Origin of the sequence: Streptomyces sp. CT34 (assembly GCF_000805335.1) — a bacterium.
GTDB lineage: Bacteria > Actinomycetota > Actinomycetes > Streptomycetales > Streptomycetaceae > Streptomyces.
Window position 1 is genome coordinate 5,567,948 of sequence record NZ_KN708638.1, and the last position, 26,152, is coordinate 5,594,099.

Annotated in this window: 21 protein-coding genes; 12 read left to right on the top strand and 9 right to left on the bottom strand. The window is 72.3% G+C overall.

Annotated elements, in window-relative coordinates; translation table 11 throughout:
* The coding region (gene fxsT, locus RZ84_RS41690) for an FxSxx-COOH system tetratricopeptide repeat protein (protein ID WP_241777841.1) at positions 1 to 1,041 on the top strand (1,041 nt) is incomplete at its 5' end.
* A 93-nt stretch (positions 1,042 to 1,134) separates the two neighbouring features.
* On the opposite strand, the gene RZ84_RS24405 is transcribed toward fxsT, so the two are convergent.
* The 4 genes from RZ84_RS24405 to RZ84_RS24420 form a co-directional block, all read right to left on the bottom strand.
* Positions 1,135 to 4,944: a multifunctional oxoglutarate decarboxylase/oxoglutarate dehydrogenase thiamine pyrophosphate-binding subunit/dihydrolipoyllysine-residue succinyltransferase subunit gene (locus RZ84_RS24405; protein WP_043266081.1), complete on the bottom strand. Its 3,810-nt coding sequence runs from the start codon at positions 4,942 to 4,944 to the stop codon at positions 1,135 to 1,137.
* Positions 4,945 to 5,182: 238 nt separating this feature from the next.
* Positions 5,183 to 6,316, bottom strand: a complete 1,134-nt coding sequence (locus RZ84_RS24410) for a HAMP domain-containing sensor histidine kinase (protein ID WP_043266082.1) — start codon at positions 6,314 to 6,316, stop codon at positions 5,183 to 5,185.
* Positions 6,313 to 7,053, bottom strand: coding sequence for a response regulator transcription factor (locus RZ84_RS24415; RefSeq protein ID WP_043266083.1), 741 nt, complete (start codon positions 7,051 to 7,053; stop codon positions 6,313 to 6,315). Before RZ84_RS24415 ends, RZ84_RS24410 begins: the two co-directional genes overlap by 4 nt.
* Positions 7,054 to 7,136: 83 nt before the next feature.
* Positions 7,137 to 7,898, bottom strand: a complete 762-nt coding sequence (locus RZ84_RS24420) for a spermidine synthase family protein (RefSeq protein ID WP_043266084.1) — start codon at positions 7,896 to 7,898, stop codon at positions 7,137 to 7,139.
* Between the two features lie 241 nt (positions 7,899 to 8,139).
* Between RZ84_RS24420 and RZ84_RS24425 the strand changes: the two genes are divergently transcribed.
* From RZ84_RS24425 to RZ84_RS24440, 4 genes are all read left to right on the top strand, one after another.
* Positions 8,140 to 9,024, top strand: coding sequence for a rhomboid-like protein (locus tag RZ84_RS24425; RefSeq protein WP_052230144.1), 885 nt, complete (start codon positions 8,140 to 8,142; stop codon positions 9,022 to 9,024).
* Between the two features lie 189 nt (positions 9,025 to 9,213).
* On the top strand, positions 9,214 to 10,074 hold the full coding sequence (locus tag RZ84_RS24430; RefSeq protein ID WP_043266085.1) for a pentapeptide repeat-containing protein: 861 nt from the start codon (positions 9,214 to 9,216) through the stop codon (positions 10,072 to 10,074).
* 217 nt (positions 10,075 to 10,291) lie between these two features.
* Positions 10,292 to 12,712: an endopeptidase La gene (gene lon / locus RZ84_RS24435; protein ID WP_043266086.1), complete on the top strand. Its 2,421-nt coding sequence runs from the start codon at positions 10,292 to 10,294 to the stop codon at positions 12,710 to 12,712.
* 75 nt (positions 12,713 to 12,787) lie between these two features.
* Entirely contained in the window at positions 12,788 to 13,420 is a 633-nt protein-coding gene (locus RZ84_RS24440; RefSeq protein ID WP_347232784.1) for a Uma2 family endonuclease, read from the top strand.
* Between the two features lie 54 nt (positions 13,421 to 13,474).
* Here RZ84_RS24440 and RZ84_RS24445 read toward each other — a convergent pair whose 3' ends face one another.
* Complete coding sequence (locus tag RZ84_RS24445; RefSeq protein ID WP_043266087.1) at positions 13,475 to 14,332, bottom strand: lysozyme; 858 nt, start codon at positions 14,330 to 14,332, stop codon at positions 13,475 to 13,477.
* A gap of 325 nt (positions 14,333 to 14,657) precedes the next feature.
* Here RZ84_RS24445 and RZ84_RS24450 point away from each other — a divergent pair, with 325 nt between their 5' ends.
* Entirely contained in the window at positions 14,658 to 15,176 is a 519-nt protein-coding gene (locus RZ84_RS24450) for a MarR family winged helix-turn-helix transcriptional regulator (protein WP_078894731.1), read from the top strand.
* Between the two features lie 64 nt (positions 15,177 to 15,240).
* On the opposite strand, the gene RZ84_RS24455 is transcribed toward RZ84_RS24450, so the two are convergent.
* The gene (locus tag RZ84_RS24455; RefSeq protein WP_043266089.1) at positions 15,241 to 16,086 is read right to left on the bottom strand and encodes a protein phosphatase 2C domain-containing protein; all 846 of its coding nucleotides are present in this window, start codon (positions 16,084 to 16,086) and stop codon (positions 15,241 to 15,243) included.
* A 609-nt stretch (positions 16,087 to 16,695) separates the two neighbouring features.
* On the opposite strand from RZ84_RS24455, the gene RZ84_RS24460 reads away from it, so the two are divergent.
* The 5 genes from RZ84_RS24460 (at position 16,696) to RZ84_RS24480 (ending at position 22,619) form a co-directional block, all read left to right on the top strand.
* Positions 16,696 to 19,668, top strand: coding sequence for a nitrate- and nitrite sensing domain-containing protein (locus RZ84_RS24460; RefSeq protein WP_043270733.1), 2,973 nt, complete (start codon positions 16,696 to 16,698; stop codon positions 19,666 to 19,668).
* A complete protein-coding gene (locus tag RZ84_RS24465) occupies positions 19,665 to 20,162 on the top strand; it encodes a roadblock/LC7 domain-containing protein (protein WP_043266090.1) in 498 nt (165 codons plus the stop codon). The genes RZ84_RS24460 and RZ84_RS24465 overlap by 4 nt, the downstream gene beginning before the upstream one ends.
* Before the next feature lie 73 nt (positions 20,163 to 20,235).
* Entirely contained in the window at positions 20,236 to 20,646 is a 411-nt protein-coding gene (locus tag RZ84_RS24470) for a DUF742 domain-containing protein (protein ID WP_043266091.1), read from the top strand.
* 37 nt (positions 20,647 to 20,683) lie between these two features.
* Positions 20,684 to 21,301: a GTP-binding protein gene (locus tag RZ84_RS24475; RefSeq protein WP_043266092.1), complete on the top strand. Its 618-nt coding sequence runs from the start codon at positions 20,684 to 20,686 to the stop codon at positions 21,299 to 21,301.
* A 64-nt stretch (positions 21,302 to 21,365) separates the two neighbouring features.
* Positions 21,366 to 22,619, top strand: coding sequence for a styrene monooxygenase/indole monooxygenase family protein (locus tag RZ84_RS24480; RefSeq protein ID WP_043266093.1), 1,254 nt, complete (start codon positions 21,366 to 21,368; stop codon positions 22,617 to 22,619).
* A gap of 96 nt (positions 22,620 to 22,715) precedes the next feature.
* Here RZ84_RS24480 and RZ84_RS24485 read toward each other — a convergent pair whose 3' ends face one another.
* The 3 genes from RZ84_RS24485 to RZ84_RS24495 form a co-directional block, all read right to left on the bottom strand.
* Entirely contained in the window at positions 22,716 to 22,979 is a 264-nt protein-coding gene (locus RZ84_RS24485) for a hypothetical protein (protein ID WP_043266094.1), read from the bottom strand.
* Between the two features lie 84 nt (positions 22,980 to 23,063).
* A complete protein-coding gene (locus RZ84_RS24490) occupies positions 23,064 to 23,804 on the bottom strand; it encodes a TetR/AcrR family transcriptional regulator (protein WP_198540047.1) in 741 nt (246 codons plus the stop codon).
* Between the two features lie 71 nt (positions 23,805 to 23,875).
* Positions 23,876 to 24,802 carry an AurF N-oxygenase family protein gene (locus RZ84_RS24495; protein ID WP_043266095.1) on the bottom strand — a complete coding sequence of 309 codons (927 nt, stop codon included), beginning with the start codon at positions 24,800 to 24,802 and terminating at the stop codon, positions 23,876 to 23,878.
* 203 nt (positions 24,803 to 25,005) lie between these two features.
* On the opposite strand from RZ84_RS24495, the gene RZ84_RS24500 reads away from it, so the two are divergent.
* Complete coding sequence (locus tag RZ84_RS24500) at positions 25,006 to 26,115, top strand: ferritin-like domain-containing protein (RefSeq protein WP_043266096.1); 1,110 nt, start codon at positions 25,006 to 25,008, stop codon at positions 26,113 to 26,115.
* The last annotated feature ends 37 nt before the right edge of the window (positions 26,116 to 26,152 follow it).

The following is a 26,152-nucleotide window of genomic DNA, read 5'->3' on the forward strand; positions in this document are numbered from 1 at the left end:
GGCACCCTCATGGCGCTCGGCTCGTACGACGAGGCACACGCCCTGTTCGACGCGGTCTGGCGCGCCTACGTGGGGCTGCTCGGCCCGGAGGCACCCCGCACCCTCTCCTCGCGCCACAACCTCGGCTGCGTCCTGGCGCTGCTCGGCCGCTACGAGGAGGCGCTGGTCACCCACCGGGAAGTGCTCGCCTACCGGGAGCGCGAGCTGCGCGCCCGCCACTACCTCACCCTCAACGCCGCCGCCGCGCACGCCCGGACGCTGCGGCTGCTCGGCCGCTACCGCGACGCCGGCTCCAGCCAGGAGCTCAACGCCCGGCTGCACCTCCAGGTGATGGGGCCGCACACCCCGCAGACGCTGCGCTCGGAGCACGACCTCGCGCTGTGCCTGCGCCGCTCCGGCGAACCGGCGCGGGCCGGTGAGCTGATGGCCGACCTCGTCGAGCGGTCCCGCCGGGTGCAGGGGCCCCGGCACCCCGAGACGCTGAGCGTGCGCGCCGACTACGCGAGCTTCCTGCGGGAGCACGGCGACCTCGGGCAGGCCCGGGACCTCGCCGACGAGGTCGTCGAGGCGTACCGCGCGCTGGTCGGCGACGCCCACCCGTACACCGCCGGCACACTGGGCAACGCCGGGCTGGTGCGGGCCGAGTTCGGCGAGCTGTCGGAGGCGCTGGAGGCCGCCGAGCGCGCGTTGGACGGGATGAACCGGGCGGTCGGCCCGGACCACCCCTGGACGCTGGGCTGCGCGCTGAACGCCGCGGCCGCGCGCAGCCGGGTCGACGACGAGGACGGCGCGGTGGCGCTGGGCCGCGACACCCTGGAGCGGGCCAAGGTCATGCTGGGGCAGACCCATCCGCTGACGCTCTCCGCCAAGACGGCGCTCGCCGAGGACCTGCGCGCCCAGCGCCGCGGCCAGGAGGCGGCGAAGCTGGAACAGGAGGCGATCTCGCAGCTGGCCGAGACGCTGGGCGCCGACCATCCGCACACCCTGTCCGCCCGGCGCCGCCGGCGCCCGTACTGGGACTTCGAACCGCAGCCGGTGTGACGCCCGCCCGTCGCCCGGCCACAGCCCGAAGGGCCCGTCCCCACCGAGGTGGGAACGGGCCCTTCGGGCTGTGCCTCAGCTACGCCGTACTGCTCAGGCGTCGAACACCTCGGCCACCAGCTGGGCCTGCTCGGCCTGGTGGCGCTTGGCCGAGCCGACCGCCGGCGAGGAGCTGTGCGGCCGGGAGATCCGGCGCAGCCGCTCACCGTGCGGGACGTCGGCGCCGACGGCCAGGTCCAGTGCGTCGATCAGGTTGAGGCCGAGGAACGGCCAGGCACCCTGGTTCGCCGGCTCCTCCTGCGCCCACAGGTACTTCTCGGCGTTCGGGAACTTGGCGATCTCCGCCTGGAGTTCCTTGCCGGGCAGCGGGTAGAGGCGCTCGATGCGGACGATCGCCGTGTTGGCAGCGGCAGCGTCGTTGGCGCCGCGCTTGGCGCGCTCCGCCTCCAGGTCGTAGTAGACCTTGCCGGAGCAGAAGACGACCTTGCGGACGTCCTCGGCACGAACCGTGCTGTCGCCGATGACCGGCCGGAAGCCGCCCGTGGTGAACTCCTCCGTCTTCGACGCCGCGGCCTTCAGACGCAGCATCGACTTCGGGGTGAAGACGATCAGCGGCTTGTGGTGCGGGTTGTGGACCTGCCAGCGCAGCAGGTGGAAGTAGTTCGACGGGAGCGTCGGCATCGCGACCGTCATGTTGTTCTGCGCGCACAGCTGGAGGAAGCGCTCGATCCGGGCCGAGGAGTGGTCCGGACCCTGGCCCTCGTAGCCGTGCGGGAGGAGCAGGGTGACGCCGGAGGTCTGGCCCCACTTCTGCTCGGCCGAGGAGATGAACTCGTCCAGCACCGTCTGCGCGCCGTTGGCGAAGTCGCCGAACTGCGCCTCCCACATCACCAGCGCCTCGGGCCGCTCCAGGGAGTAGCCGTACTCGAAGCCCATCGCCGCGTACTCGCTCAGCAGCGAGTCGTAGACGTTGTAGCGGGCCTGGTCCTCGGTGAGGTAGAGCAGCGGGGTGTAGTCCTCGCCGGTGGTGCGGTCCACCAGCACCGCGTGGCGCTGGCCGAACGTGCCGCGGCGGGAGTCCTGGCCGGCGAGCCGGACCGGGGTGCCCTCCATCAGCAGCGAGCCGATGGCCAGCGTCTCGCCCATGCCCCAGTCGATCGTGCCGTCCTCGATCATCGCCGCACGGCGCTGCAGCTGCGGCAGCAGACGTGGGTGGACGGTGACCCGGTCGGGGATGTTGACCTGGGACTCGGCGATCCGCTTGACGACCTCCTGGGAGACCGCGGTGTCCACATGGACCGGGAACTCGGCCTGCGGCTGCGGCACCTCGGGCGCGACCGGGGCGGCGGTGGCGTCCCGCACCTCGGTGAAGACCTTCTCCAGCTGTCCCTGGAAGTCCTGCAGCGCCTGCTCGGCCTCTTCCAGCGTGATGTCGCCGCGACCGATGAGGGACTCGGTGTACAGCTTGCGCACCGAGCGCTTCTTGTCGATCACGTGGTACATCAGCGGCTGCGTGAACTCGGGGTTGTCGGTCTCGTTGTGACCGCGACGCCGGTAGCAGATCAGGTCGATGACGACGTCCTTGTTGAACGCCTGGCGGAACTCGAAGGCCAGCCGGGCAACCCGGACGACGGCCTCGGGGTCGTCACCGTTCACGTGGAAGATCGGCGCCTCGATCATGCGGGCCACGTCGGTGGCGTACATCGAGGAGCGGGCCGACTCCGGGGCGGCGGTGAAGCCGACCTGGTTGTTGATGACGATGTGGACCGTGCCGCCGGTGCGGTAGCCGCGCAGCTGCGACATGTTCAGCGTCTCGGCAACCACGCCCTGGCCGGCGAACGCCGCGTCACCGTGCAGCTGGACGGGCAGGACGGTGAAGTCCGTGCCGCCCTTGCCGATGACGTCCTGCTTGGCGCGGGACACGCCCTCGACGACCGGGTCCACGGCCTCCAGGTGGGAGGGGTTGGCGACCAGCGAGACCTTGATCTGCTCGCCGTCCAGGCCGGTGAAGGTGCCCTCGGCGCCCAGGTGGTACTTCACGTCGCCGGAGCCGTGCATCGACTTCGGGTCGAGGTTGCCCTCGAACTCCCGGAAGATCTGCGCGTAGGACTTGCCGACGATGTTCGCCAGGACGTTGAGCCGGCCGCGGTGGGCCATGCCGATGACGACCTCGTCCAGCCGCGACTCGGCCGCGGAGTCGATGACCGCGTCCAGCAGCGGGATGACGGACTCGCTGCCCTCCAGCGAGAAGCGCTTCTGGCCGACGTACTTGGTCTGCAGGAACGTCTCGAACGCCTCGGCGGAGTTCAGCCGGCGCAGGATGCGCAGCTGCTCGTCGCGCTCCGGCGACTTGTGCGCGCGCTCGACCCGGTCCTGGATCCACTTGCGCTGCTTGGGGTCCTGGATGTGCATGAACTCGATGCCGGTGGTGCGGCAGTACGAGTCGCGCAGCACGCCCAGGATGTCGCGCAGCTTCATCATGGACTTGCCGGAGAAGCCGCCGACCGCGAACTCGCGCTCCAGGTCCCACAGGGTCAGGCCGTGCTCGGTGATGTCGAGGTCGGGGTGCTTGCGCTGGTGGTACTCCAGCGGGTCGGTGTCGGCCATGACGTGGCCGCGGACCCGGTAGGAGTGGATCAGCTCGAAGACCCGGGCGGCCTTGGTGACGTCGTCGTCGTGCGAGGCGTCGATGTCCCGCAGCCAGCGGACCGGCTCGTACGGGATCCGCAGCGACTTGAAGATGTCGTCGAAGAAATCGTTCTCGCCGAGCAGCAGCTGGTTCATGATGCGCAGGAACTCGCCGGAGGCGGCGCCCTGGATCACGCGGTGGTCGTAGGTGCTGGTCAGCGTCATGACCTTGGAGACACCCAGCTTGTTCAGGGCGTCCTGGGAGGTGCCCTGGAACTCGGCCGGGTAGTCCATCGAGCCGACGCCCATGATCATGGACTGGCCGGGCATCAGGCGGGGCACCGAGTGGACGGTGCCGATGCCGCCGGGGTTCGTCAGCGACGCGGTGACCCCGGTGAAGTCGTCCATCGTCAGCTTGTTGTCCCGGGCCCGGCGGACGATGTCCTCGTACGCCTGCCAGAACTCGAAGAAGCTCAGCGTCTCGGCCTTCTTGATGGCCGCGACGACCAGCTGGCGCTCGCCCTTCGCCTTGACCAGGTCGATGGCCAGGCCCAGGTTGATGTGCGCCGGCTTGACCAGCGTGGGCTTGCCGTCCTTCTCCGCGAAGTGGCTGTTCATCGACGGCATGGCCTTGAGGGCCTGCACCATCGCGTAGCCGATGAGGTGGGTGAAGGAGACCTTCCCGCCCCGGGCCCGCTTGAGGTGGTTGTTGATGACGATGCGGTTGTCGAAGAGCAGCTTCACCGGCACCGCGCGGACGGACGTGGCCGTCGGCAGCTCCAGCGAGGCGCTCATGTTCTTCGCGACGGCGGCCGACGGGCCGCGCAGGGTGACGTACTCCGGGCCCTCGGGGGCCTCGCCGTCGGCGGCCTGCTTGGCGGTGGGCGCGGCCGGGGCGGCCTTCGCCGGCGCGGGCTTCGCTGGGGCGGCCTTCGCGGGGGCCGGAGCGCTCGCGGCAGGCTTCGCCGGGGCGGCCGGCTTCGGCCCGTCCGCGGCGGGCGCCGCCGGCGCGGCCGGGGCCGGGGTCGATGGAACCGGTGCGGCCGGAGCGGGGGCAGCGGCCTCCGCCGGCTGGCTCGGCGCGGTGGCGCCGCCCGGCTTGTAGTCGGCGAAGAAGTCCCACCAGGCTCGGTCTACCGAGTTCGGGTCCTGGAGGTACTGCTGGTAGATCTCGTCGACGAGCCACTCATTGGGACCGAACGCGGCGGCAGGGTTCTTCCCCTGCCCCCCTTGATCGGTCGAGACACTCGCACTGTTGGGGGACTGTAGCGACACGGCGGCAACCGCCCTCTTCCGCTTCCTAAGGTGGTGGACAGCGGGAATAAAGGCTACGCCTCTTGTGACCATTGGTGCAGTCCGGGAGGGTCACTCGTCGCGCACGTCACATTCACCGAAGGGTTTCACGGCATGACTTGGCGGGAAACACCCGGGGTTTGCCCGCATGCGGGTAGCACTCATCGCCGTCGCACTCCCGGAACGAGTGCTCCCACCACCGACCCTACGTCAGCGGCCGTCAGCCCCGGGTTGACTCCAGCCCCGGAAGGGTGACCCGGATCCGGCAACCGCGGGGTGACTCGGCCACCCCGATGCGCCCGCCGTGCAGATCCACCGCCCAGCGCGCGATCGCCAGGCCCAGTCCGGTGCCGCCGTCGGTGCCCGGACCCGAGGGGCCCGGCCCGCCGCGGTTGAACCGCTCGAAGACCCGGTGCCGCTCCGACTCGGGGATGCCGGGGCCCTCGTCCTGCACCTCCAGCTCCAGGCTCTCCGGCCCGTCGCCGCGGCGCGCGCGCACCGTGACCCGGCCGTGCCGCGGGCTGTGCTTGATCGCGTTGTCGATGAGATTCGCCACGACCTGGTGGAGCCGCTCGGCGTCCGCGTACGCGGTCAGCTCCGGGGGCGACACGTCGAGGTGGAGATGGACGTCGGCCCGCGTATGGGTGCCGGAGCCGGCAAGGCCGGAGAGCCCGGAGAGCGTGGCGGCGCCGCGGCTCATGTTGGCCTCCTTGAGCACCCCGGACAGATACGGCCAGACCTCGAAGCGGCGGGCGTGCAGCGGGACCACGCCGTTGTCCAGCCGCGACAGGTCCAGCAGGTGCTCCACCAGCCGGCCCAGCCGCTCGGTCTGCTTCAGCGCCGTCCGCATGGTCTCCGGGTCGGGCTCGCAGACACCGTCGACGACGTTCTCCAGCACCGCGCGCAGCGCCGCGATGGGGGTGCGCAGCTCGTGCGAGACATTGGCGACCAGCTCCTTGCGGTGGGTGTCCACCGCCTCCAGGTCGGCCGCCATGCGGTTGAAGGCGTCCGCCAGGTCCCCGAACTCGTCCCGGCGGTCCGCGCGCACCCGGCGGGTGTAGTCGCCGTGCGCCATCGCCCGGGTCACATCGGTCATCTCGCCGAGCGGCGCGGTGAGGCTGTTCGCCACGAACTGGGTGATCAGCAGCGAGGCGATGATCGAGAAGATCGTGATCACCCGCAGTTCGGTCGCCGAGTGCATCGCGACGAACACCAGGAGTGTGGTGATGATCACCGAGACGATGACCAGTGCGCCGAGCGCCGCCTTGACGGAGCGGTACGGATCGAGGGGCCGCAGCCCCTCCCAGACCCGCTGCCACAGTCCGCGCGCGCTCGGCCGCCACCGTCGCGTCATGCCGGCGGGGTCTCCAGGGCGTAGCCGACGCCGTGGACCGTGCGGATCCGCTCGGCGCCGATCTTCCGGCGCAGCGCCTTGATGTGGCTGTCGACCGTACGCGTCCCGGAGGCGTCCGCCCAGTCCCAGACCTCGGCGAGCAGCTGCTCGCGGGAGAGCACCGCGCGCGGGGTGTTCGCCAGGCAGACCAGCAGGTCGAACTCGGTGGGGGTCAGGTGCACATCGGCGCCGCGCACCCGGACCCGGCGCTGCGCGTGGTCGATCTCCAGCTCGCCCAGCCGCAGGATGCCGCTGCGCGGGGTGTGCGCGGCCAGCGCGGCGCGCTCGACCCGGCGCAGCAGCACATGCACCCGGGCGGCCAGCTCCCGCATGGAGAACGGCTTGGTCATGTAGTCGTCGGCACCGACCCCGAGGCCGACCAGCATGTCGGTCTCGTCGTCCCGGGCGGTGAGCATCATCACCGGCACCGGGCGCTGCGCCTGCACCCGGCGGCACACCTCCAGGCCGTCGAAGCCCGGCAGCATCACGTCGAGGACGAGCAGATCGGGCTGCCACGCCTCGGCGGTGTCCACCGCGGCCGGGCCGTCGGTGGCCGTCTGCACCTGGAAGCCCTCGGCGCGCAGCCGGGCCGCGATGGCGTCGACGATCGTCGGATCGTCCTCCACGACCAGCACCCGGCGCTGGGCGCCCGGCGTGGCCGCGGTGGTGCCGCCCTGGGTTGTCTGAGTCTGGTCCATCGCCCGCCCCTGCATGTGCCCTGCGTGGTCGCGTCTTGCTGGGCAGCAGCGTAAGGGCATGATGTGACCGTCGGCTACGCGCCCTACGCGGACCGGAGCGCCAGGTGGACGACGTCCGGGACGCCTCGGGCAACGGGGATCTCTTCCGTCCGTACCCCGTCGAATCCGGCATTTCGCAGGGCCTGTTCGAACTCCGCGGACGGCTGCGCGGACCACACGGCGAGCACCCCGCCGGGCGTCAGCCGGTCCCGGCAGGCGGCCAGCCCGGCGGGGGAGGAGAGGCTGCCGTTGTCCTCGGTGACGGTCCAGTCCGGGCCGTTGTCGATGTCCAGGCACAGGGCGTCGTAGGCGAGTTGGCCCGCGCCCTCGTGGAGGTACGCCACCAGGTCGGTGTGCAGGATCTCGGTGCGCGGATCGGCCAGCGCCGCCCCGGAGACGGCCGACAGCGGGCCCGCGCGGTGCCAGTCGATCACCGCCGCCTCGCGCTCGGCCACCGCGATGCGGCCCCAGCGCGGTTCGGCGGCGGCCCGGGCCAGCGAGAAGCCGACGCCCAGCCCGCCGATGAGGACGGAGGGATGCGCGCGACCGGTCGGCAGCGCGGCCAGCGCGGCGTCGATCAGCAGCCGCTCGGAGCGCCCGTCGGAGGTGTCCATCAGGAAGCAGCCGTTGGCGATGATCTCGTAGACGGGCCCGCCGGACCCGGGCGCCGCAAGGGTTCCGGGGCCCTCGGGGGCCGGGTCGCGCTGCCGTAGCACCACCTCTCCGTACGGGCCCGCGCGACGGTCGAGGGTGCGTGCGGCCGGCTCGGGACCGGCGGTCGGATGCCAGGGGTGAACGGGAGCCATGCGGCCATCTTGACCAACGGCCGGTGCGCCGGTCCAACGGCGGGCGGGCGGTGGCGGGGACACCGGAGCCGACAACGTGGTGTGCTCCACAAAGGTTGAGAGATGTGACTGATCTCACGTACACAGCTGGTTCATGGGTTGAACGGGCACAGTGGTCACGGACGTTGTGCAGGGCGGTGGAGCGGCGGGTCCGCCGGGAGCGGCGGAACCGCGGGAATCCGCGGGAAAGGGGCCTTGGGCAGTGAGCACACTGGAGACGGCCGGGGGTGTGCCGGTCGAGGACGGGCCGGGTGCCGGCCCGCCGGCCGGCGGCGCGCCGGTGGTCCTCCCGGGGATGCCCCGGCAGCGCGGCGACGCGGCGGCGGTGGCGGCGATGACGCCGGCCGCGGTGACGCCGGACGCCGCCGGCACCGTGGCGCCGGACGCCGGCACCCGCCGCCCCTGGACGGGACTGCGCCCCTGGCGGCTGCTGCCCACCCCCACCGGCACCCCCTTCACCTTCTGCTACGCGCTGCTGCTCGTCGCCACCTCGCTCTTCGCCGACCACGGCGACCCCGCCCTGGTCGCCTCGCTGCTCCAGGGCTCCAGTACGGACGTGACCCATCTCGCGCGGGACCCGCTGCTGGTGCTGGTCGCCAGCGCGCTGTGGATAGCGGGCGGGCTCGGCTCCTCGTTCGCCCTGCTCTTCCTCGTCGTGGTGACGGCCCTGGAGCGGCGGATCGGCGGGCTGCGCACCGCCGCGGTCTTCTTCGGCGGGCATGCGCTGGCCACCCTCGCCACCGAAATGCCGGTCGGCTTCTCGGTGTACGCCGGCAAGCTGCCGGACAGTGCGCTGCACCGTCTCGACTACGGCATCAGCTTCGGCGTGATGACCTGCACGGGAGCCCTGGCGGGCCTGCTGCCCGGCTGGCTGCGCTGGCCCCTGCTGGCCGCCGTCGGCTACGTGGGCGTCACCGATCTGCTCACCTCTGCCGACCCGATGACCGACTGGGGACATCTGCTCTCGCTCGCCCTGGGCGTGGCCGCCTGGCCGCTGCTCCGCCGCTGGCGCGACCAGCACGACGGGCCCGCGCCGCTCCTGGGGGACCTGGGGCACCCCGCGCTGCGCGCCCCGCGTACGTACTGAGGGGGCCCAGGCAGGTACTGAGGCGGCCCGCGTACGTGGTGAAGCGGCCCGCGCGCCCGGCTCCGCCGCTTCCCGGCGGGGACCGCCGCTGCTCGGCGGAGACGGCCGCTGCTTTGTTGGCGGAGAATGGTGCCCTTCGCGGGCGCCACGACCGAGCGCGCCCGCCGGCCGCAGGAGCAGAGAAGAGCCGTGCCGCACGAGCGCCGCCCGCCCAAGGACCGCGAACCGTCCCCGCAGCAGTCCCCGGACACCGCCCGGCTCCCGCTGCTCTCCGACTGCGGCAGCTGCTTCGGGCTGTGCTGTGTGGCGCTGCCGTTCGCGGCCTCGGCGGACTTCGCGGTCGACAAGGAGGCCGGGCGGCCCTGCCCGAACCTGCGGACCGACTTCCGCTGCGGGATCCACACCGACCTGCGGCAGCGCGGCTTCTCCGGCTGCACCGTCTTCGAGTGCTTCGGCGCCGGCCAGAAGGTGTCCCAGGTCACCTTCGCGGGGAAGGACTGGCGGCAGGCGCCGGGGACCGCCCGCGCGATGTTCGACGCGTTCGGCGTGATGCGGCAGCTGCACGAGCTGCTCTGGTACCTGGCCGAGGCGCTGACGCTGCCGGCGGCGCGCCCGGTGCACCGTGAACTGCGGGCCGCACAGGAGAAGACCGAGCGGCTGACGCTCGGCAGTGCCGAGGAACTGGCCGGCGTGGACGTGGCCGCCCACCGGGGCGAGGTCAACGGCCTGCTGCTGCGGGTCAGCGAGCTGGTCCGGGCGCAGGTGCCGGGCCGCAAGAAGGAGCGCCGGGGCGCCGACCTGATGGGCGCCCGGCTCAAGGGCGCGAACCTTCGGGGCGCCAACCTCCGCGGGGCCTACCTGATCGCCGCCGACCTCCAGGGCGCGGACCTGCGCACCGCCGACCTGATCGGGGCCGATCTGCGGGACGCCGATCTGCGCGGGGCGGATCTGACGGGCAGCATCTTCCTGACCCAGGCGCAGGTGAACGCGGCCCGCGGCGACGCGGCCACCAAGCTGCCGCCGGGGCTGCGCCGCCCCGCCCACTGGTAGCTCCCGTCTTCTCCCCTCTACTCCTTTCCTCTCCCCTCTTCGCTCCTTTCCCCTCCCTTCCGGGCCCGGCCGCTCCTCCGGCGGTCGGGCCCTTCGCGCGTGCGCCCGCGGTGAGTTGACCGTGCTGATCGCTCACAGCGAACGCGCGCCCGGGAACATCCGCGGACGCCCTGGCATTGAGTGGGTAAAGCTCAACTTGCTTGCCGAAGGGGAGATCATGACTGAGTCGCCGGCATCCGCATCGCTCACTCTGCCCGTGCTGCCCCTCGATGACGAGGTCGTCCTGCCCGGCATGGTGGTGCCGCTGGACCTGTCCGACGCCGACGTACGGGCGGCGGTGGAGGCCGCGCAGGCCGCGGCTTCCTCCGGGCCTGCCGGGCCTTCGGGTAACAAGCCGAGGGTGCTGCTGGTGCCCCGGGTCGACGGGACGTACGCGGCGATCGGCACGCTGGGGCGGATCGAGCAGGTCGGACGGCTGTCCGACGGCGACCCCGGGGCGCTGATCCGGGGCCTGGGCCGGGTGCGGATCGGCTCCGGCACGACCGGGCCGGGGGCCGCGCTGTGGGTGGAGGGGACCACCGTCGAGGAGAAGGCGCCCGAGCCCCTCCCGGGAGCGGTCGCCGAACTCGTCACGGAATACAAGGCGTTGGCCACCAGCTGGCTGCGCAAGCGCGGGGCCTGGCAGGTCGTCGACCGGGTCGCCGGCATCGACGACGTGCCGGCGCTCGCCGACAACTCCGGGTACCTGCCGTTCCTGACGACCGAGCAGAAGCTCCAGCTGCTGGAGACCACCGACCCGGTCGCCCGGCTGAAGTACGCCACCGAGGTGCTGCGCTCCCATCTCGCCGAGCAGGACGTGGCCGAGTCCATCGCCAAGGACGTCCAGGAGGGCGTCGACAAGCAGCAGCGGGAGTTCCTGCTGCGGCGGCAACTGGAGGCGGTCCGCAAGGAACTGGCCGAGCTGAACGGCGATCCCGAGGACGAGGGCGGCGACTACCGCGCCCGGGTCGAGGCCGCCGACCTGCCGGAGGAGGTCCGCAAGGCCGCCCTGAAGGAGGTCGACAAGCTGGAGCGGGCGAGCGACCAGAGCCCCGAGGGCTCCTGGATCCGCACCTGGCTGGACACCGTCCTCGAACTGCCGTGGAACGAACGGACCGAGGACGCCTACGACATCGCCGGCGCCAAGCGGGTCCTGGACGCCGACCACTCCGGGCTGGGGGACGTCAAGGAGCGGATCACCGAGTATCTGGCGGTGCGCAAGCGGCGGTCGGAGCGCGGGCTGGGGTCGGTCGGGGGCCGCCGTGGAGGGGCCGTGCTGGCTCTGGTGGGACCGCCCGGCGTCGGCAAGACCTCGCTCGGCGAATCCGTCGCACGGGCCATGGGGCGCACGTTCGTCCGGGTCGCGCTCGGCGGCGTACGGGACGAGGCGGAGATCCGCGGCCACCGGCGGACGTACGTCGGCGCGCTCCCCGGCCGGATCGTGCGGGCCATCAAGGAGGCCGGTTCGATGAACCCGGTCGTCCTCCTCGACGAGATCGACAAGGTGGGCTCGGACTACCGGGGCGACCCGGCCGCCGCCCTCCTGGAGGTGCTGGACCCGGCGCAGAACCACACCTTCCGGGACCACTACCTGGAGGTCGAACTGGACCTGTCCGACGTGGTGTTCCTGGCCACCGCCAACGTCCTGGAGTCCATCCCGGAGCCGCTGCTGGACCGGATGGAGCTGGTCCGGCTCGACGGTTACACCGAGGACGAGAAGGTCGTCATCGCCCGGGACCACCTGCTGCCGCGCCAGCTGGAGCGGGCCGGCCTGGAGCCCGGAGAGGTGACGTTGGAGGACGCGGCGCTGCGCAAGCTGGCGGCCGAGTACACCCGCGAGGCGGGCGTACGGAATCTGGAGCGGTCGGTGGCCAGGCTGCTGCGCAAGGTGGCGGCCCAGCACGAACTGGGCGAGCGGGAGCTGCCGTTCACGGTCGGCGTGGAGCAGCTGCGCCCGCTGATCGGGCGCCCGCACCACACCCCGGAGTCGGCCCAGGACCCGGCCGAGCGGCGGACCGCGCTGCCCGGTGTGGTCACCGGTCTCGCGGTCACCGGTGCCGGCGGCGACGTGCTCTACGTGGAGGCGTCGCTGGCGGACCCGGAGACCGGCGGGTCGGGGCTGCAACTGACCGGCCAGCTGGGCGAGGTGATGCAGGAGTCGGCGCACATCGCGCTGTCCTTCCTGCGCTCGCACGGCGCGGAGCTGGAGCTCCCGGTCGGCGACCTCAAGGAGCGCGGGGTGCATCTGCACGTACCGGCCGGTGCCGTCCCCAAGGACGGCCCCAGCGCGGGCATCACGATGACCACCGCACTGGCGTCGCTGCTCTCGGGCCGCCAGGTGCGGCCGGATGTCGCGATGACCGGCGAGGTCTCGCTCACCGGGCGGGTGCTGCCGATCGGCGGCGTCAAGCAGAAGCTGCTGGCGGCCCACCGGGCGGGCATCACGACGGTGATCATCCCCAAGCGGAACGAGGCCGACCTCGACGACGTCCCCGAGGAGGTCCTGGCCAAGCTGGACGTCCACCCGGTCTCGGACGTCCGCCAGGTCCTGGAATTGGCCCTGACCCCGGCGGTCGCGGAGATGCCCGCCGCGGCGTGACGGAGGCGGTGCGGCTCGGGCCCTTCCCCCGGACGGGCCCGAGCCGCGGGCGTGTCCCGGGTGTCGTGCGTATCGTTGGGACAGACGGCTGCCGGGACGATCGGCGGCGGCGGCGACGGCACGGTGACTGTCATCGACGAGAAGACCGTTATGTCCGACAGCGACGAGCTGAGCTTGGACGACATGTTCGAGCTCCTGGAGCAGATCATCCCCGAGGGCTACCTGGTCGAGATCGTCGGGGGAAACATCAGCATGTCGCCGCGGCGGAATGCGCACTACCAGAACATCCGCAGGATGACGCGGGCCATCGAGGACCATTTCGGCCTGGACGTGAAGCTGACCTCGGACGTGCGCATCGACTTCCCGGGAGCGAAGAACGGCTTCTGTCCCGATCTGGCCAAGCTGCGCGACGACGCCGACCAGGACGACGCGGGCCGCTGGCGGTACCAGGACGTCGAGTTCGTGGCCGAGGTGATCTCCAAGGACACCGCGGCGAACGACTACGGCCCGAAGAAGGACGTGTACGCCATGGCGGGCGTTCCCGTGTACCTCATCGTGGACCCGTACAGCGGCGAGTGCCATCTCTTCACGCTGCGCGAGGACCGCACATACGACGACGGGCGGACCGTCAAGTTCGGCAATCCGGTGGAGATGACCGACACGGTCATGGGCATGGTCCTCCCCACTGACCGCTTCGTCCGCCGCTGAGGACGGACGTGCGGTTGCCCCGGGCCGAGCCACCGCCCGGGGCAACCCGCGCGCTCACCCGTTGGCCAGCGCCCGGAGGCGGTTCATCGACCCGTTGAAGCGGTTGTGGTCACCGACCGCCCGGCCGGTCGAGGTGTACTGCCAGATGGTGTGGAAGCCCCAGCCGGCCGGGAGTTCGCCGACCGAGGCGCCGTAGCGCGGCAGCCACAGCGGGTTGATCCGGCCGAAGGCCGCGGAGTTGCCGGTGCACCGCTTCCACCAGTCGGTGGAGGTGTAGAGGACGGCGTCCCGGCCGGTGCGCGCCTTGTAGGTGGCGAACCAGTCCTTCATCCAGTGGAGGAGACCGGCCGCGCCCATCCCGTAGCAGGTCGCGCCGTACGGGTTGTACTCCATGTCCAGCGCGCCGGGCAGCGTCCTGCCGTCCTTGGACCAGCCGCCGCCGTGGGCGACGAAGTAGTTGGCCTGGGCGGCGCCGCCGGAGGTGTCGGGGGTGGCGAAGTGGTAGGCCCCGCGGATCATGCCGGACCTGTAGGAGCCGTTGTACTGCTGCGCGAAGTACGGGCTGGTGTAGCTGGTGGACTCCGTCGCCTTGACGTAGGCGAACCGGACGCCGCTCTTCCAGAGGGCGGACCAGCCGACATTGCCGTTGTGGCTGCTGACGTCGACGCCCTCGACGGACGCGGTGAGCGAGGGCAGCGGTGGCAGGATCCCGGTGGCGCCCTCGTGCCGGGCGACCTGGGAGCCGGCCCAGTCCTGGTCGGGGTGGGTGGGTTCGGGTGCGTGCCGGCCGGCCGCCGCACCGGCGGTACCGGGCAGGCCGAGGAGGAGGGAGACGGTCGCCAGGAGGGCCCCGGCCGCGGTCGCGAGGGAGCGGGCGGGGCGGTGGGGGGTTCCGGATCTGAGCACGGACATACGTGCCTCCGTGGATCTCGGTGGATCTCGGTGGATCTCGCTGTGACGTTGTGGAGCAGTGACCTTGAGGGGGGGAACCGGCGTCACCGATTGGTGTGGCCATGCCAGAAATGACGGTACGCGCGTAGACCCCCGTGACAAAAGGGGGGCGCGGGTCTTCCGTTGGTCTAATCCTGCGAAATACTGGCCCAACTGCGGTTTCGGCGGCCCGGGAAAGAAATTTTCAGGCCGCGAAACGCGGGAATTGCCGGAAAGAGCGGAAAACGCGGGAAAGGGCGCTGACGTGCACAACACCGGAGCCGGCGGTACGGCGGACGGCGAACCGATGGGCGTGGATCACGTATTCCTGGCCCTGGAGCGCGAGTTGGCCGTATTCCTCCGCCGTGCCCGCGCCTCGTCCGGCGAAATGTCCCGCGAGGTGCATCCCGACCTCGAATCGGCCGCCTACGGCCTGCTGGTCCGGCTCGCCGACGCCGGTGCCCAGCGCGCCACCGACCTCGCCGGCTTCTTCGGAGTCGGCAAGGCGACCATAAGCCGCCAGCTGCACGCGCTGGAACGGCTCGGGCTGGTCGCCCGGGAACCGGACCCGGCCGACGGCCGCGCGGTCCTGGTGCGGATCACCGACGAGGGCCGCGAGCGCTTCGACCGGGTCCGCATCGCCCGCCGCGCCCGCTACGCCCGCCGGCTGGCCGCCTGGGACCGCGCCGAGGTCGCCGAACTCGCCCGCCTGCTGCACCGGCTGAACGCCGAGCAGGAACAGGAACAGGAGGGGGAGCAGGAGTGCGAAGGCGAGACGGAAGGGGAGTGCGCGCCGGGGGAGGCCGGCCGGGGGCGGTGGCAGTAGCGGCTGCCCGGCACCGACCCGACGGACGGGCCCCGGCCGAAGCCGCCGTCCGGCCGCGGTGCGGTCACGGGGCCACGTGGACCACCGCCGCGTCGTCCCGGGCCTTGCCCCGGGGGTGCGCGATGCCGTCCGGGTCGGCGGCCTCGGCCGCCCGCACCCGGTCGATCAGCTCCTGCGGGCCGGACGCCGCCACCAGCGCCACGCAGTCCGCCCAGGAGCCCTCCCGGAAGACCTCGACCCAGCGGCTCGCGCCGTCGCTGAGCGCGGTCAGCGAACGGAGCCGCGCGCGCGGGGTGCTGCCGGTGACCGCGCGGGCGGCGACGGCCGGGTCGGCGGCGGCGGTGAAGAAGCCGCCCTCGGCGTTGCGCAGCGCCTCGACCGCGCGGACGTAGGCGCCGGCCGCGGCGGCGCGTTCGGCGGAGCCGCGCGGCAGCGCCCGTACGGCGGCGCGCTGTTCTCGGACGGCGGGCGGAAGTTCGCCGAGCCGGGTGTCCTGTACGGGATGCACCGAGCCGTCCGCCTTCTCCAGAATCAGGACGGAATCGGAGAGCACCAGGTGCTCGACGACGCGGTCGGACCAGCGCGCGGCGACCACCGTCGCCTGCGGCGTACGCGGGTGAGAAAGGTCACAGGTTTCCCGATGCTTCTCGGCCGTCTTGGAGATGGCCGCGGCGAGGACCTCAGTGAGCGTCATATCCCGGTGTGAAACCGACAGTTCGAGCATTGCGCCGCCGAGCCGCGCGGTGAACCACGGCACGGAGTGGACGCACCCGACATCCCCTTCGGGCGGTGTCACGCCGTCCAGCAGGATCAGGACACCGCCCTGGCCGGAGGCGGGCAGGGCGACGGACGCGTAGTCCTCGTTTGGGCGTTGGGGATCGCCCGGCTCGGTGGCGAGTGCGATGCGCATGGCGGAAAGTCTGCCGGAGGTGGCCGGAACACGACGGCGGCCGGGCGCTGCCGGGGGTGGTGGCGTACGGCCAGGTCAGCGGGGCGCGGACGGGCCGGGCGGGTGGGGTGGCGGGCTGCGGGCGGGCATCCTTCCAGGACCGGCACGCATCTCCAAACCCGTCCGGGGGTTGCGCGAGGTTGCGGCGAGAATCGGTGCCGCGCGGGAGTTGATGGTCAAACTCCGTTTGATGTTCACTCGTTCAGGTGGCCGGGCATGTGTTGCCGAGCCACTGCGCGGCGCCGATGGAATGGTCACTTCCCGGATCAAATGGGGTGGGCCGGGACGTTCGTCGCGACGCGCACAGCCGGACTGTTCCCCTTCGCGGAATGAGTGCGCTGCCGCGGTTCTCGCGCAGGTCCGCCCCGCGAGCGGGGAGCGATCCGGGTCCGCGACGCCGGCACGGCGTGGGCAGGCGAGACAGGAATGCGAGCAGCGGTGCGGAAGATGCGGCTTCGGGGCGGCGCGGGGAAGCCGGGATCACCGGCCGGTTCGGTCTCGGTACCGGGTACGACGGTTCCCGGCACGACGGGCGGTGGCGCGGACGGTACCCAACGGCGCCCGGCGCGGGTGCGCAACCGGCTCATGGGAGCGGTGGCCGTGGTCGCCGTCGCCGTCCTCGGAGCCGGCGCCCCGGGCCTGATGACCGTCGCCGACAACGCCGACACCAGCCAGCAACTGGTCGATCTGGCCGGGCTCGACGCGCACGCCATCACCCTGGCGCACGCCCTCGCCGACGAGCGCGACGCGATGACCGCGTACGTCGCCGCCGGACGCACCGGCGGCAATCTCAGCGCGGCCCCCACCTCCTCCCAGCGCGCCCAGGTGGACCGGCAGATCGACGAACTCCGGTCCGACGCCCAGGGATCGGCCGGCACCACCGCGTTCGCCGCCGCCGACAAGCTCCTCAAGGAGCTGCCGCAGACCCGCCAGAAGGCGCTCGCCGGGACCGCCACCGCCGAGCAGGTCCACGACGCCTACAGCCGGGTCGTCCAGGCGCTCGGCGCGATCAGCGACGACATCGCCCGCGGGCTGCCCGGCCGGGCCGACCCGGCGGACGCCGACACCCGCGCGCTGCCCGCCCTGGGCCGGGCCGCCGACCAGGCCGCCAGCACCCGCGCGCTGCTGATGGCCGGGCTCAAGGCGGGCGGTGCGCAGCCCCGGCTGACCGCCGCCGCCCAGGTCGCCCACATCCGCGAGCAGGGTGCGCTGGACGACTTCAACCAGGCCGCGAGCCAGGGCGGCCGGGACCGCTACCAGCGCACCGTCAACGGCCCCGACGTCGACAGCGCCGAGCGCTATCTGACCCAGCTGACCGGCCACCCCTATCTGGACCCCGCCGACATCGCGCTGAGCCGGAGCCGGGTGCAGGCCGCGCTCACCGCCCGGATCGGGCTGATGCGGGGCACCGAGTCCGCGATGGCCACCGCCGAAGTCCAGCGCCTGGGCGCGCTGCGCGACGACGACGTGAACCAGCTGGAGATCCGTATCGCGCTGGCCGGGGCCTGCCTGCTGCTGGCGGTCGGCGCCGGTGTCTGGGCCGCCCGCACGATGACCCAGCCGCTGGCCGCGCTGCGGCTCGGCGCCAAGCGGGGGGCCGCGGACCCCGCGCACGAGGAACCCATCGGCTACAAGGGCCGCAACGACGAGTTCGCCGCCGCCGTGCGGTCCGTCAACGCGCTGCACGCGCAGGTCGCCGAGGCGGCCCGGCGCACCGCCGAACTGGACGGCGAGCGCAAGCGGCTGGTCGGCGGCCGGCAGCGGCTGGTGGCCGAGCGCGAGGTGCTCCAGGAGCAGGCGGAGACCCTCAAGGAGGAGATCGCCGAACTCCAGGAGCGGCTGGCCGCGCTGCGCACCGGCGTGCACGGCCGGTTCGTCAACCTCGCGCTGCGCACCCTCGGCCTGGTCGAGCGCCAGCTCGCGGTCATCGAGTCGTTGGAGGAGAGCGAGCAGGACCCGGAGCGGCTGGAAACCCTCTTCAAGCTGGACCACTTCGCCGCGCGGATGCGCCGCAACAGCGAGAACCTGCTGGTCCTGGCGGGCAACGAGCAGCACGGCGGCAACCACCCCGGGCCGGTCCCGCTGCTGGACGTGCTGCGCGCCGCGGTCAGCGAGATCGAGCGGTACGAGCGGGTGCGCATCGGGTCGCTGCCGCCGCACTCGCAGGTCGCCGGGTTCGCCGCCGACGACATCAGCCACCTGGTCGCCGAACTCCTGGAGAACGCCACCGCGTTCTCGCCGCCGGACGCCCATGTCGAGCTGTCCGGCTGGCTCCTGGAGAGCGGCGAGCTGATGCTCTCGGTCCAGGACGAGGGCATAGGGATGACCGCCGACCGGATGGCGGAGCTCAACGAGCGGCTCGCGCACGCCGGGGCCGCCGCGACCTCCGAGACCGTCGACCAGGCGCTGGGCCTGGGCCTGTACGTGGTGGTGCGGCTGGCCGCCCGGCACGGCGTACGGGTCCAGCTGCGCGCCCAGAAGGAGGGCGGGGTCGCCGCCGTCGTCGTGCTGCCCGGCTCGATCCTGCCGACCCGTCCGGCGCCCGGGACCACCGCCGCGCGCGGAACGGGCGGCACCGCGTACGCCCCGAGCCTGCCGGGCTCGGTCGCGGAGGCGAACTCCAACGCCCTCCAGACGCGGCTGAACCGGCCGGACCTCACGCCCGTCGGGCCCTCGCCCGTCGAGCCGTCCGAGCCGGCGCCCGCCGAGGGGCTCGCGGTGCAGGAAGCGCCGCGGCCCGTTGCGCAGGACGCACCGCAGTCCGCACCGGTGCAAGCGCGCCAACCGGCCGCCGCCGAGGACCCGTTCGTGGCCGCGGCGGAGCGCGCCATCGACGCGGCCGGGCTCGGCACCCCGGCCGAGCCGGAGCCGGAGCCGGCCCGCCCGGCCGCCGCCGTACCGCCCGCCGCCGCGGAGACCGCTCCCGCAGCCGCCGGGCCCGAACCGAGCCCGTACGGACCGGAGTCGTCCGGCCCGTACGCCACGGCCGCGCCCGCGGGCCCCGGCGGCACCGGCGACGAGCACACCCGCACCGAGGACACCGCGTCCCCGGCCGACGGTGCCCCGGTACCCCGCAAGGGCCGCCACGCCGCCCCGGCGCCCGCCGCCCCGGCCGCGGCCACCCCGGATACGGCCACCGACCCCTACGCCATCGGCCCGGACCGGCACAGCCGTCCGGAGCCCGGCCCGGCGCCGACGGAGCAGAGCGCGGCCCCGGAGCAGGGCGCGGCCCCGGAGCAGGGCGCGGCCCCGGCGGCACCGGCTCCGGCACCGCGCCGGACCACCTCGACCGGGCTGCCCAAGCGCACGCCCAAGGTCGTCGCGCAGCAGCAGGCACCCGCCGCGCCGCGCAGGACCGGAACGTCCCATGCCGAGGCGCTGCGCCGCCGGCTCGGCGGATTCCAGCAGGGGGCGCGGGACGGCCGGCGCGATGTGGCGGCCGAGATCGCGGAACGTACAGCGGAGCAGACCATCCCTCAGACGGACACCGACGGAGCGGGGGCCCCGGGAGAACGCCACGTTGGCGAGGAGGCACGCGATTGAAGGCGCAAGCGCCCACTGCGCACGGACAGGGCCTGAGCAGTCAGGCACGGAATCTGCACTGGCTGTTGACCGACCTGGTCGACGAGGTCCCCGGCATCCGCTCGGTGACGGTGGTCTCCTCCGACGGCCTGATGCTGCTGTCCTCCGACCCCGGCAGGGCCACCGCCCCGAAGGCACGTCCGGGTGACAGCGACGGCCCCAAGGGCTCCAGCGCCGACCTGGCCACCATCGTGTCCGGCCTCGGCAGCCTCACCACCGGCGCGGCGAAGCTGATGGACGGCGGGGCCGTCAAGCAGACGATGGTCGCGATGGACGAGGGCAGCCTGTTCGTCATGTCGATCAGCGACGGTTCGCTGCTCGGGGTGCACGCCGCCCCGGACTGCGAGATGAACGTCATCGCCTACCACATGGCACTGTTCGTCGGCCGGGCCGGCCACGTCCTGACCCCCGAACTCCGCACCGAACTGCGCAAGTCGATGGAGAACGCCCAGTGAGCGAACGTAGCGAGCGAGCCGTCGTCAGCCGCATGCCGAGCGCGTGCGGGGCCGAGCGGAGCGGGGGATCGGCATGAGCAAGGCTCCCAAACTCCCGGTGCGCGGCGCGGACCGCAAACCCGCGCGGGTCCGCCCGTACTCGCTCACCGGAGGCCGGACGCGGTTCGGCCATGTGCTGCTCGTCGAGACGTTCGTGGCCGCGCTGGACGCCCCCGAGGAGCGCCGCGAGCTCACCGCCTCGACGGGGGCCGGCTGGCTGGACCGGGTGATGCCGGAGATGCGGGCGATCGTCGAACTGTGCCGCCGGATGCGCTCGGTCGCGGAGATCTCCGCGCTGCTCAAGATGCCGCTGGGTGTGGTCCGCGTCCTGCTCAGCGACCTCGCCGACCAGGGAAAGATTCGCGTCTACGGCACCGGGCACGGCACCGGCCGGCCCGACCGCGCGCTGCTCGAAAGGGTGCTGAGTGGACTTCACAGGCTCTGACACGATATCGGCCGGAACGAACTCGACCGCCGGTCCCGTGGGAGCGTCCGACCCGGCGGCCACCGCCGCCGAAGCCGGGCTGCAGAGCTGGCAGACGGACCGCTCGCGGGCGCCGGTCGCCACCAAGATCGTGGTGGCGGGCGGCTTCGGCGTCGGCAAGACCACCTTCGTCGGCTCGGTCTCGGAGATCACCCCGCTGCAGACCGAGGCGCTGATGACCCAGGCCAGCGCCGAGACGGACGACCTGTCCGCGACCCCGGAGAAGACCACCACCACGGTCGCGATGGACTTCGGCCGGATCACCCTCGACCAGGACCTGGTGCTGTACCTGTTCGGCACGCCCGGCCAGCAGCGCTTCTGGTTCATGTGGGACGACCTGGTGCGCGGCGCGATCGGCGCGATCGTGATGGCGGACACCCGGCGGCTGGAGGACTGCTTCCCGGCGCTGGACTACTTCGAGAGCTGTCAACTGCCGTACGTCGTCGCCGTCAACCACTTCGAGGGGACCGCGTCGTACGCGGTGGACGACGTCCGCGACGCGCTGACCGTGCCGCCCGGGGTGCCGATCGTCATCATGGACGCGCGGCGCCGGCCCACGGTGATCGAGTCGCTGCTCGCGCTGGTCGGCCACGCACTCGCGGCCACGCCCGAATAGTCTGCCTGCCACCCCCGCCACCCCTCACCCCCGAACAGCAGCAGTAGCAGAGAAGAGCCCCGCCATGCGGAAGATACTCATCGTCGGAGCCGGCCAGTCCGGTCTCCAACTCGCCCTCGGCCTCCAGTCCCAGGGCTACGAGGTCACCCTCATGTCCAACCGCACCGCCGACGAGATCCGCTCCGGCCGGGTCATGTCGACGCAGTGCATGTTCCACACCGCCCTCCAGCACGAGCGCGACCTGGCGCTCAACTTCTGGGAGAGCCAGGCCCCGCGCATCGAGGGCCTGGGCGTCTCGGTCGCCGCCCCCGGCAGCCACGAAGCCCCCGGCGGCTCACAGCGCGCCATCGACTGGGTCGGCAGGCTCGACGGCTACGCCCAGTCCGTCGACCAGCGGGTCAAGATGGCCGGCTGGATGGAGACCTTCGCACAGCGCGGCGGCCAGCTGGTCATCCACGGCGCGGCCGTCTCCGACCTGGACTTCTTCGCGAGCCGCTACGACCTGACGCTGGTCTCGGCCGGCAAGGGCGAGCTGGTGTCCATGTTCGGCCGGGACGCCGCCCGTTCGCCCTACGACGCCCCGCAGCGGGCGCTCGCGGTCTCCTATGTCCACGGCCTGGGCCCGCGCCCCGAGCACCCCGAGTTCGACGCGGTGCGCTGCAACCTCGTCCCCGGCGTCGGCGAGCTGTTCGTCATGCCGACCCTGACGACCTCGGGCCGCGCCGACATCCTCTTCTGGGAGGGCATCCCCGGCGGCCCGCTGGACGCCTTCCAGGGCATCAAGGACCCCGGCGAGCACCTGGCGAAGACCCTGGAGCTGATGAAGACGTTCCTGCCCTGGGAGTACGCCCGCGCCACCGGGGTCGAACTGACCGACGCCAACGGCACGCTGGCCGGCCGCTACGCCCCGACCGTCCGCAACCCCATCGGCAGGCTGCCCTCCGGCGGCCTGGTGCTGGGCGTCGCGGACGTGGTGGTCGCCAACGACCCGATCACCGGTCAGGGCTCCAACTCGGCCGCCAAGTGCGCCGCGTCCTACCTCGCCTCCATCGTGGAGCGCGGCGAGGAGCCGTTCGACGCGGCCTGGATGCAGGAGACCTTCGACCGCTACTGGCACACCGCGCAGCACGTCACCAAGTGGACCAACGCGATGCTGGCCCCGCCGCCGGAGCACGTGCTGAACCTCATCGGCGCGGCCGGTCGGCTCCAGCCGGTCGCCGACCGGTTCGCCAACGGCTTCGACGACCCGTCCGACTTCGAGAACTTCTTCTTCGAGCCCGACAAGGCCGGCGCCTACCTCGCCTCGCTGACGGCCTGACGCCGCGCGCCGCCTCCGGCCGGCGGACCCGGGGACGGTCCGCCGGCCGGTTCTCCTGCCGCTCAACCGCCTGTCCCGGGAACGCTGGAGATTAGCTCAACTACCCCTCTTCCAAGGCCACTTGGGGCCACCGCGGGCGGTGCCCTCCGGGTCGTACTCGTACTTCCAGCCGCGCGGCAGGCCGAGCCGCCCCACCCGGCCGGGGACCCGGCGGTAGACGTGCAGCGTCGGCGGCCGGCCGTCGTCGTTCGGCACCGGGATCTCGTACGTCTTCGGCGGCTGGCCGGTCGGGCCGACCAGGACCGGGAGGACCCGGCCGTCCAGCGGCCCGCCGACAAAGAGGGTGTTCTCGCTTCGCACCGACCCAGTGTCACACCGAGGGGCTCCGGGCGGGGCGCTGGCCCGCCCGGGCGCGTCCACCGGCCGGTGTGATAAAGCCGCAGGTCACAGCAGGTGTCCTGCCTCGCTGACGAGGGGCAGGACCCGGCGCGCCAGATCACCGGCCGGGCCCTGGGCGGTCTCCAGCCGCAGCGCCGCCGCCGTCACCCGCGCGGTCTGCGGGTCGCGGGCCGCGGTCGCCGTCAGCAGCGCGACGAAGTGGTCCACCAGCCAGTCGCGCAGCTCGTCGAGCGCCGGCTGCTTGTCCTCGTCGAGCCAGATCAGCGAGGCGGCCTCCACCGCGGTGATCCACATCCGGACGGTCATCCGCAGCCGCGGACCCGGCTCCGGCTCGCCCAGGTGCCGTAGGATCTGCCCGGCCGCGGCGCGCCGCACCTCGTCCACGATCGCGGACGTCCGGGAGGTCTCCGCGACGCTGCCGCCCTGGAGGAGCGCGCTGAACCCGGCGTCGTGCTGGTCGACGAACGCCAGGTAGCGGTCCAGCGCATGGCCCAGCCGCTGGGTGAGCGGCCCGCTCTCCGGCTCCGCGAAGCACTGCTCCAGCTCGTCGGCCGCGCTGCGCAGCGCCGCTTCGTACAACTGCTGCTTGCCGCCCGGGAAGTAGCGGTAGACCAGCGGCCGGGAGACCTCGGCGGCGGTGGCGACATCGTCCAGCGAGACGTCCTCGGGCGCGCGCTGGGCGAACAGGCCGAGCGCCGCGGCCAGCAGCTGGCTGCGGCGCTGCTCCACGCTCAGCCTGCGGTAGGCGGGTCGGGGTACTGCTGGGGCGGTGCCGCTGCCGTTCATGAACAGCAGCGTAACCGCCGGGGGTTCCGGGCCGTACAGGTGCTCGGGACGTATCCGGGGCAATCGGGCTTTCACGCCAACAGGCCCGAGCTGCGCCACAGCCGGCGGCCGGGGCCGCGCAGCACGCCGATCTCGTCGAGGAAGTCGGTCAGCCGCCGGGCGCCGTTCTGCATCACCTCGCGGCGGTGGCCGCTGGCCCTGACCTGGGCGATCGCCGCGCGCCGGTCCAGACCGACGTTGGTGTAGACGTCCGGGTTGACGAAGGCGAGGGAGAAGACCCGGGCCGCCTCGCCGGAGCTGATCCGGGTCAACTCCCGTTCCCAGCGCGGCGCGGTGACCATCTGGCGGCGCAGCTCCTCGCGGGCGTAGCGGACGTGCCGGGCCTCCTCGACGACATGGATCCGGGTCACCCCGCGCACCAGCGTCTGCACCCGCTCGTCCGGGAACGTCAGCCGCTGCATCCAGTCCAGTATCTCCTCGCCGAGCAGGGTGCAGGCGAACGAACCGGGCGTGGTGGAGACGGACTTGAGGATCCGGGCGAGGTTGTGGTTGAGCCGGGAGACCGGGTACGCCGGCGCGCCGCCCTTCTGGATCATGCGGGCGAACATCTTGGAGTGCCGGCACTCGTCGGCTATCTCGGTGAGCGCGTAGCGGACATGGGCGCTGGTCACCGGCTTGTCGTAGATGTGTCGTACCAGCAGCTGCATCAGGATGATCTCGAACCAGATGCCCAGGGAGGCGAGCGAGGCGGCCTCGTGCCGGGAGAGGTCCCGCTGCTGCTCCGGCGACATCCGTTTCCACATCGGGGTGCCGTAGAGCGAGACCAGCTCCGGCGGCCAGAACCACTTGCCCTCTTCGAGGGGCGCGTCCCAGTCGAGTTCGGTGTCCGGATCGAAGGAGTGCCGGGCGGAGGAGTCGAGCAGGCGCTCGGCGACCTGCTCCCGGTCCTTCAGCAGCCCGAGGGCGTCCCGCAGGACTTCGGTATCCGTCAGGGTCATTGCGGTGGGCGCGCTCGTCATGGCTCTGGCTACACCTCGCTCGTGGGTTACCCGCGGTCACATGCGGTCGCCTCTTATGAGACTGCTTGTCAGCAAGGACGTCAATCCCTTCCGCACGACTTATTGACCCCCGAGTAAGAGGCGTGTGAGCCTGCCAATCATCCGCCCATGAATGGCGTTCGGCGGGGTGGGAGGAGACATCGGTGTCGACCCGAGAGCTGTACACGCAGGACCCAGGAGACTCCCCGTGGGCCGTGCCGGCCGCCGGTGCGGCCCGGTTCACCTGGGATTACGACGACGGCCGCGACCGGCTGCTCGCCCTCTACCAGAAGGGCAAGGACAAGCAGTGGGACGCCACCCTGCGGATCGACTGGGACCTGGAGGTCGACCCCGAGGACCCGCTCGGCACCCCCGACGAGGCGATGTCGCTGTACGGCACCCCGTACTGGGACCGGATGACGGAGAAGGACCGCGGCGATCTCCGCCGGCACTACGCCGCCTGGCAGTTCAGCCAGTTCCTGCACGGCGAGCAGGGTGCGATGGTGTGCGCCGCGCGGATCGTGGAGTCCGTCCCGGACCTCGACGCGAAGTTCTACTCCGCCACCCAGACCATGGACGAGGCCCGGCACGCCGAGATCTACGGCCGCTTCCTCCACGAGAAGATCGGGATGCTCTACCCGATCAACGACAACCTCCAGGCGCTGCTCGCCGACACCCTCAAGGACTCCCGCTGGGACATGCCCTACCTGGGCATGCAGGTACTGATCGAGGGGCTGGCGCTGGCCGCCTTCGGCATGATCCGCGACACCACCGACAAGCCGCTGCCCAAGCAGATCCTGGCCTACGTCATGCAGGACGAGGCGCGCCATGTCGCCTTCGGCCGGATGGCGCTGCGGGACTACTACCGGCAGCTCACCGACGCCGAACTCCGCGAACGCGAGGAGTTCGTCATCGAGGGCTGCTACCTGATGCGCGACCGACTGCGCGGTGTGGAGGTCCTGGAGAACTACGGCATCCCGCGCAAGGAGGCCGCCGAGTTCACCGAGCGCTCCGAATTCCTGCACCTCTTCCGGAAGCTGCTGTTCAGCCGGATCGTGCCGTGCGTCAAGGACATCGGCCTGTGGGGCGAACGCCTCCAGCGCGCGTATCTGGACATGGGCGTCTTCGAGATGGGCGACGCCAACCTCGATCTGCTGATGACCCAGGACGAGGAGGTGGCGGAGAAGCTGGACGCGGAACGGTTCGCCGCCGAGGAGGCGGCCCGTACGGCGGAGGTCGCGGACGCCATCGCCGAGGGCGCGTCCGCGGAGTGAGCGGGGCCATCGCGCGCGCCGTTGCCGGGGCTGCCCC

Bases quoted from the DNA above. Each gene is read 5' to 3' on its own strand.
- RZ84_RS24470 (WP_043266091.1), top strand. From the start codon at position 20,236: ATGAGCAAGGCTCCCAAACTCCCGGTGCGCGGCGCGGACCGCAAACCC.
- RZ84_RS24455 (WP_043266089.1), bottom strand. From the start codon at position 16,086: ATGCGCATCGCACTCGCCACCGAGCCGGGCGATCCCCAACGCCCAAAC.
- RZ84_RS24490 (WP_198540047.1), bottom strand. From the start codon at position 23,804: ATGAACGGCAGCGGCACCGCCCCAGCAGTACCCCGACCCGCCTACCGC.
- RZ84_RS24410 (WP_043266082.1), bottom strand. From the start codon at position 6,316: ATGACGCGACGGTGGCGGCCGAGCGCGCGCGGACTGTGGCAGCGGGTC.
- RZ84_RS24495 (WP_043266095.1), bottom strand. From the start codon at position 24,802: ATGACCCTGACGGATACCGAAGTCCTGCGGGACGCCCTCGGGCTGCTG.
- RZ84_RS24420 (WP_043266084.1), bottom strand. From the start codon at position 7,898: ATGGCTCCCGTTCACCCCTGGCATCCGACCGCCGGTCCCGAGCCGGCC.
- RZ84_RS24450 (WP_078894731.1), top strand. From the start codon at position 14,658: ATGGGCGTGGATCACGTATTCCTGGCCCTGGAGCGCGAGTTGGCCGTA.
- RZ84_RS24415 (WP_043266083.1), bottom strand. From the start codon at position 7,053: ATGGACCAGACTCAGACAACCCAGGGCGGCACCACCGCGGCCACGCCG.
- lon (WP_043266086.1), top strand. From the start codon at position 10,292: ATGACTGAGTCGCCGGCATCCGCATCGCTCACTCTGCCCGTGCTGCCC.
- RZ84_RS24445 (WP_043266087.1), bottom strand. From the start codon at position 14,332: ATGTCCGTGCTCAGATCCGGAACCCCCCACCGCCCCGCCCGCTCCCTC.
- RZ84_RS24480 (WP_043266093.1), top strand. From the start codon at position 21,366: ATGCGGAAGATACTCATCGTCGGAGCCGGCCAGTCCGGTCTCCAACTC.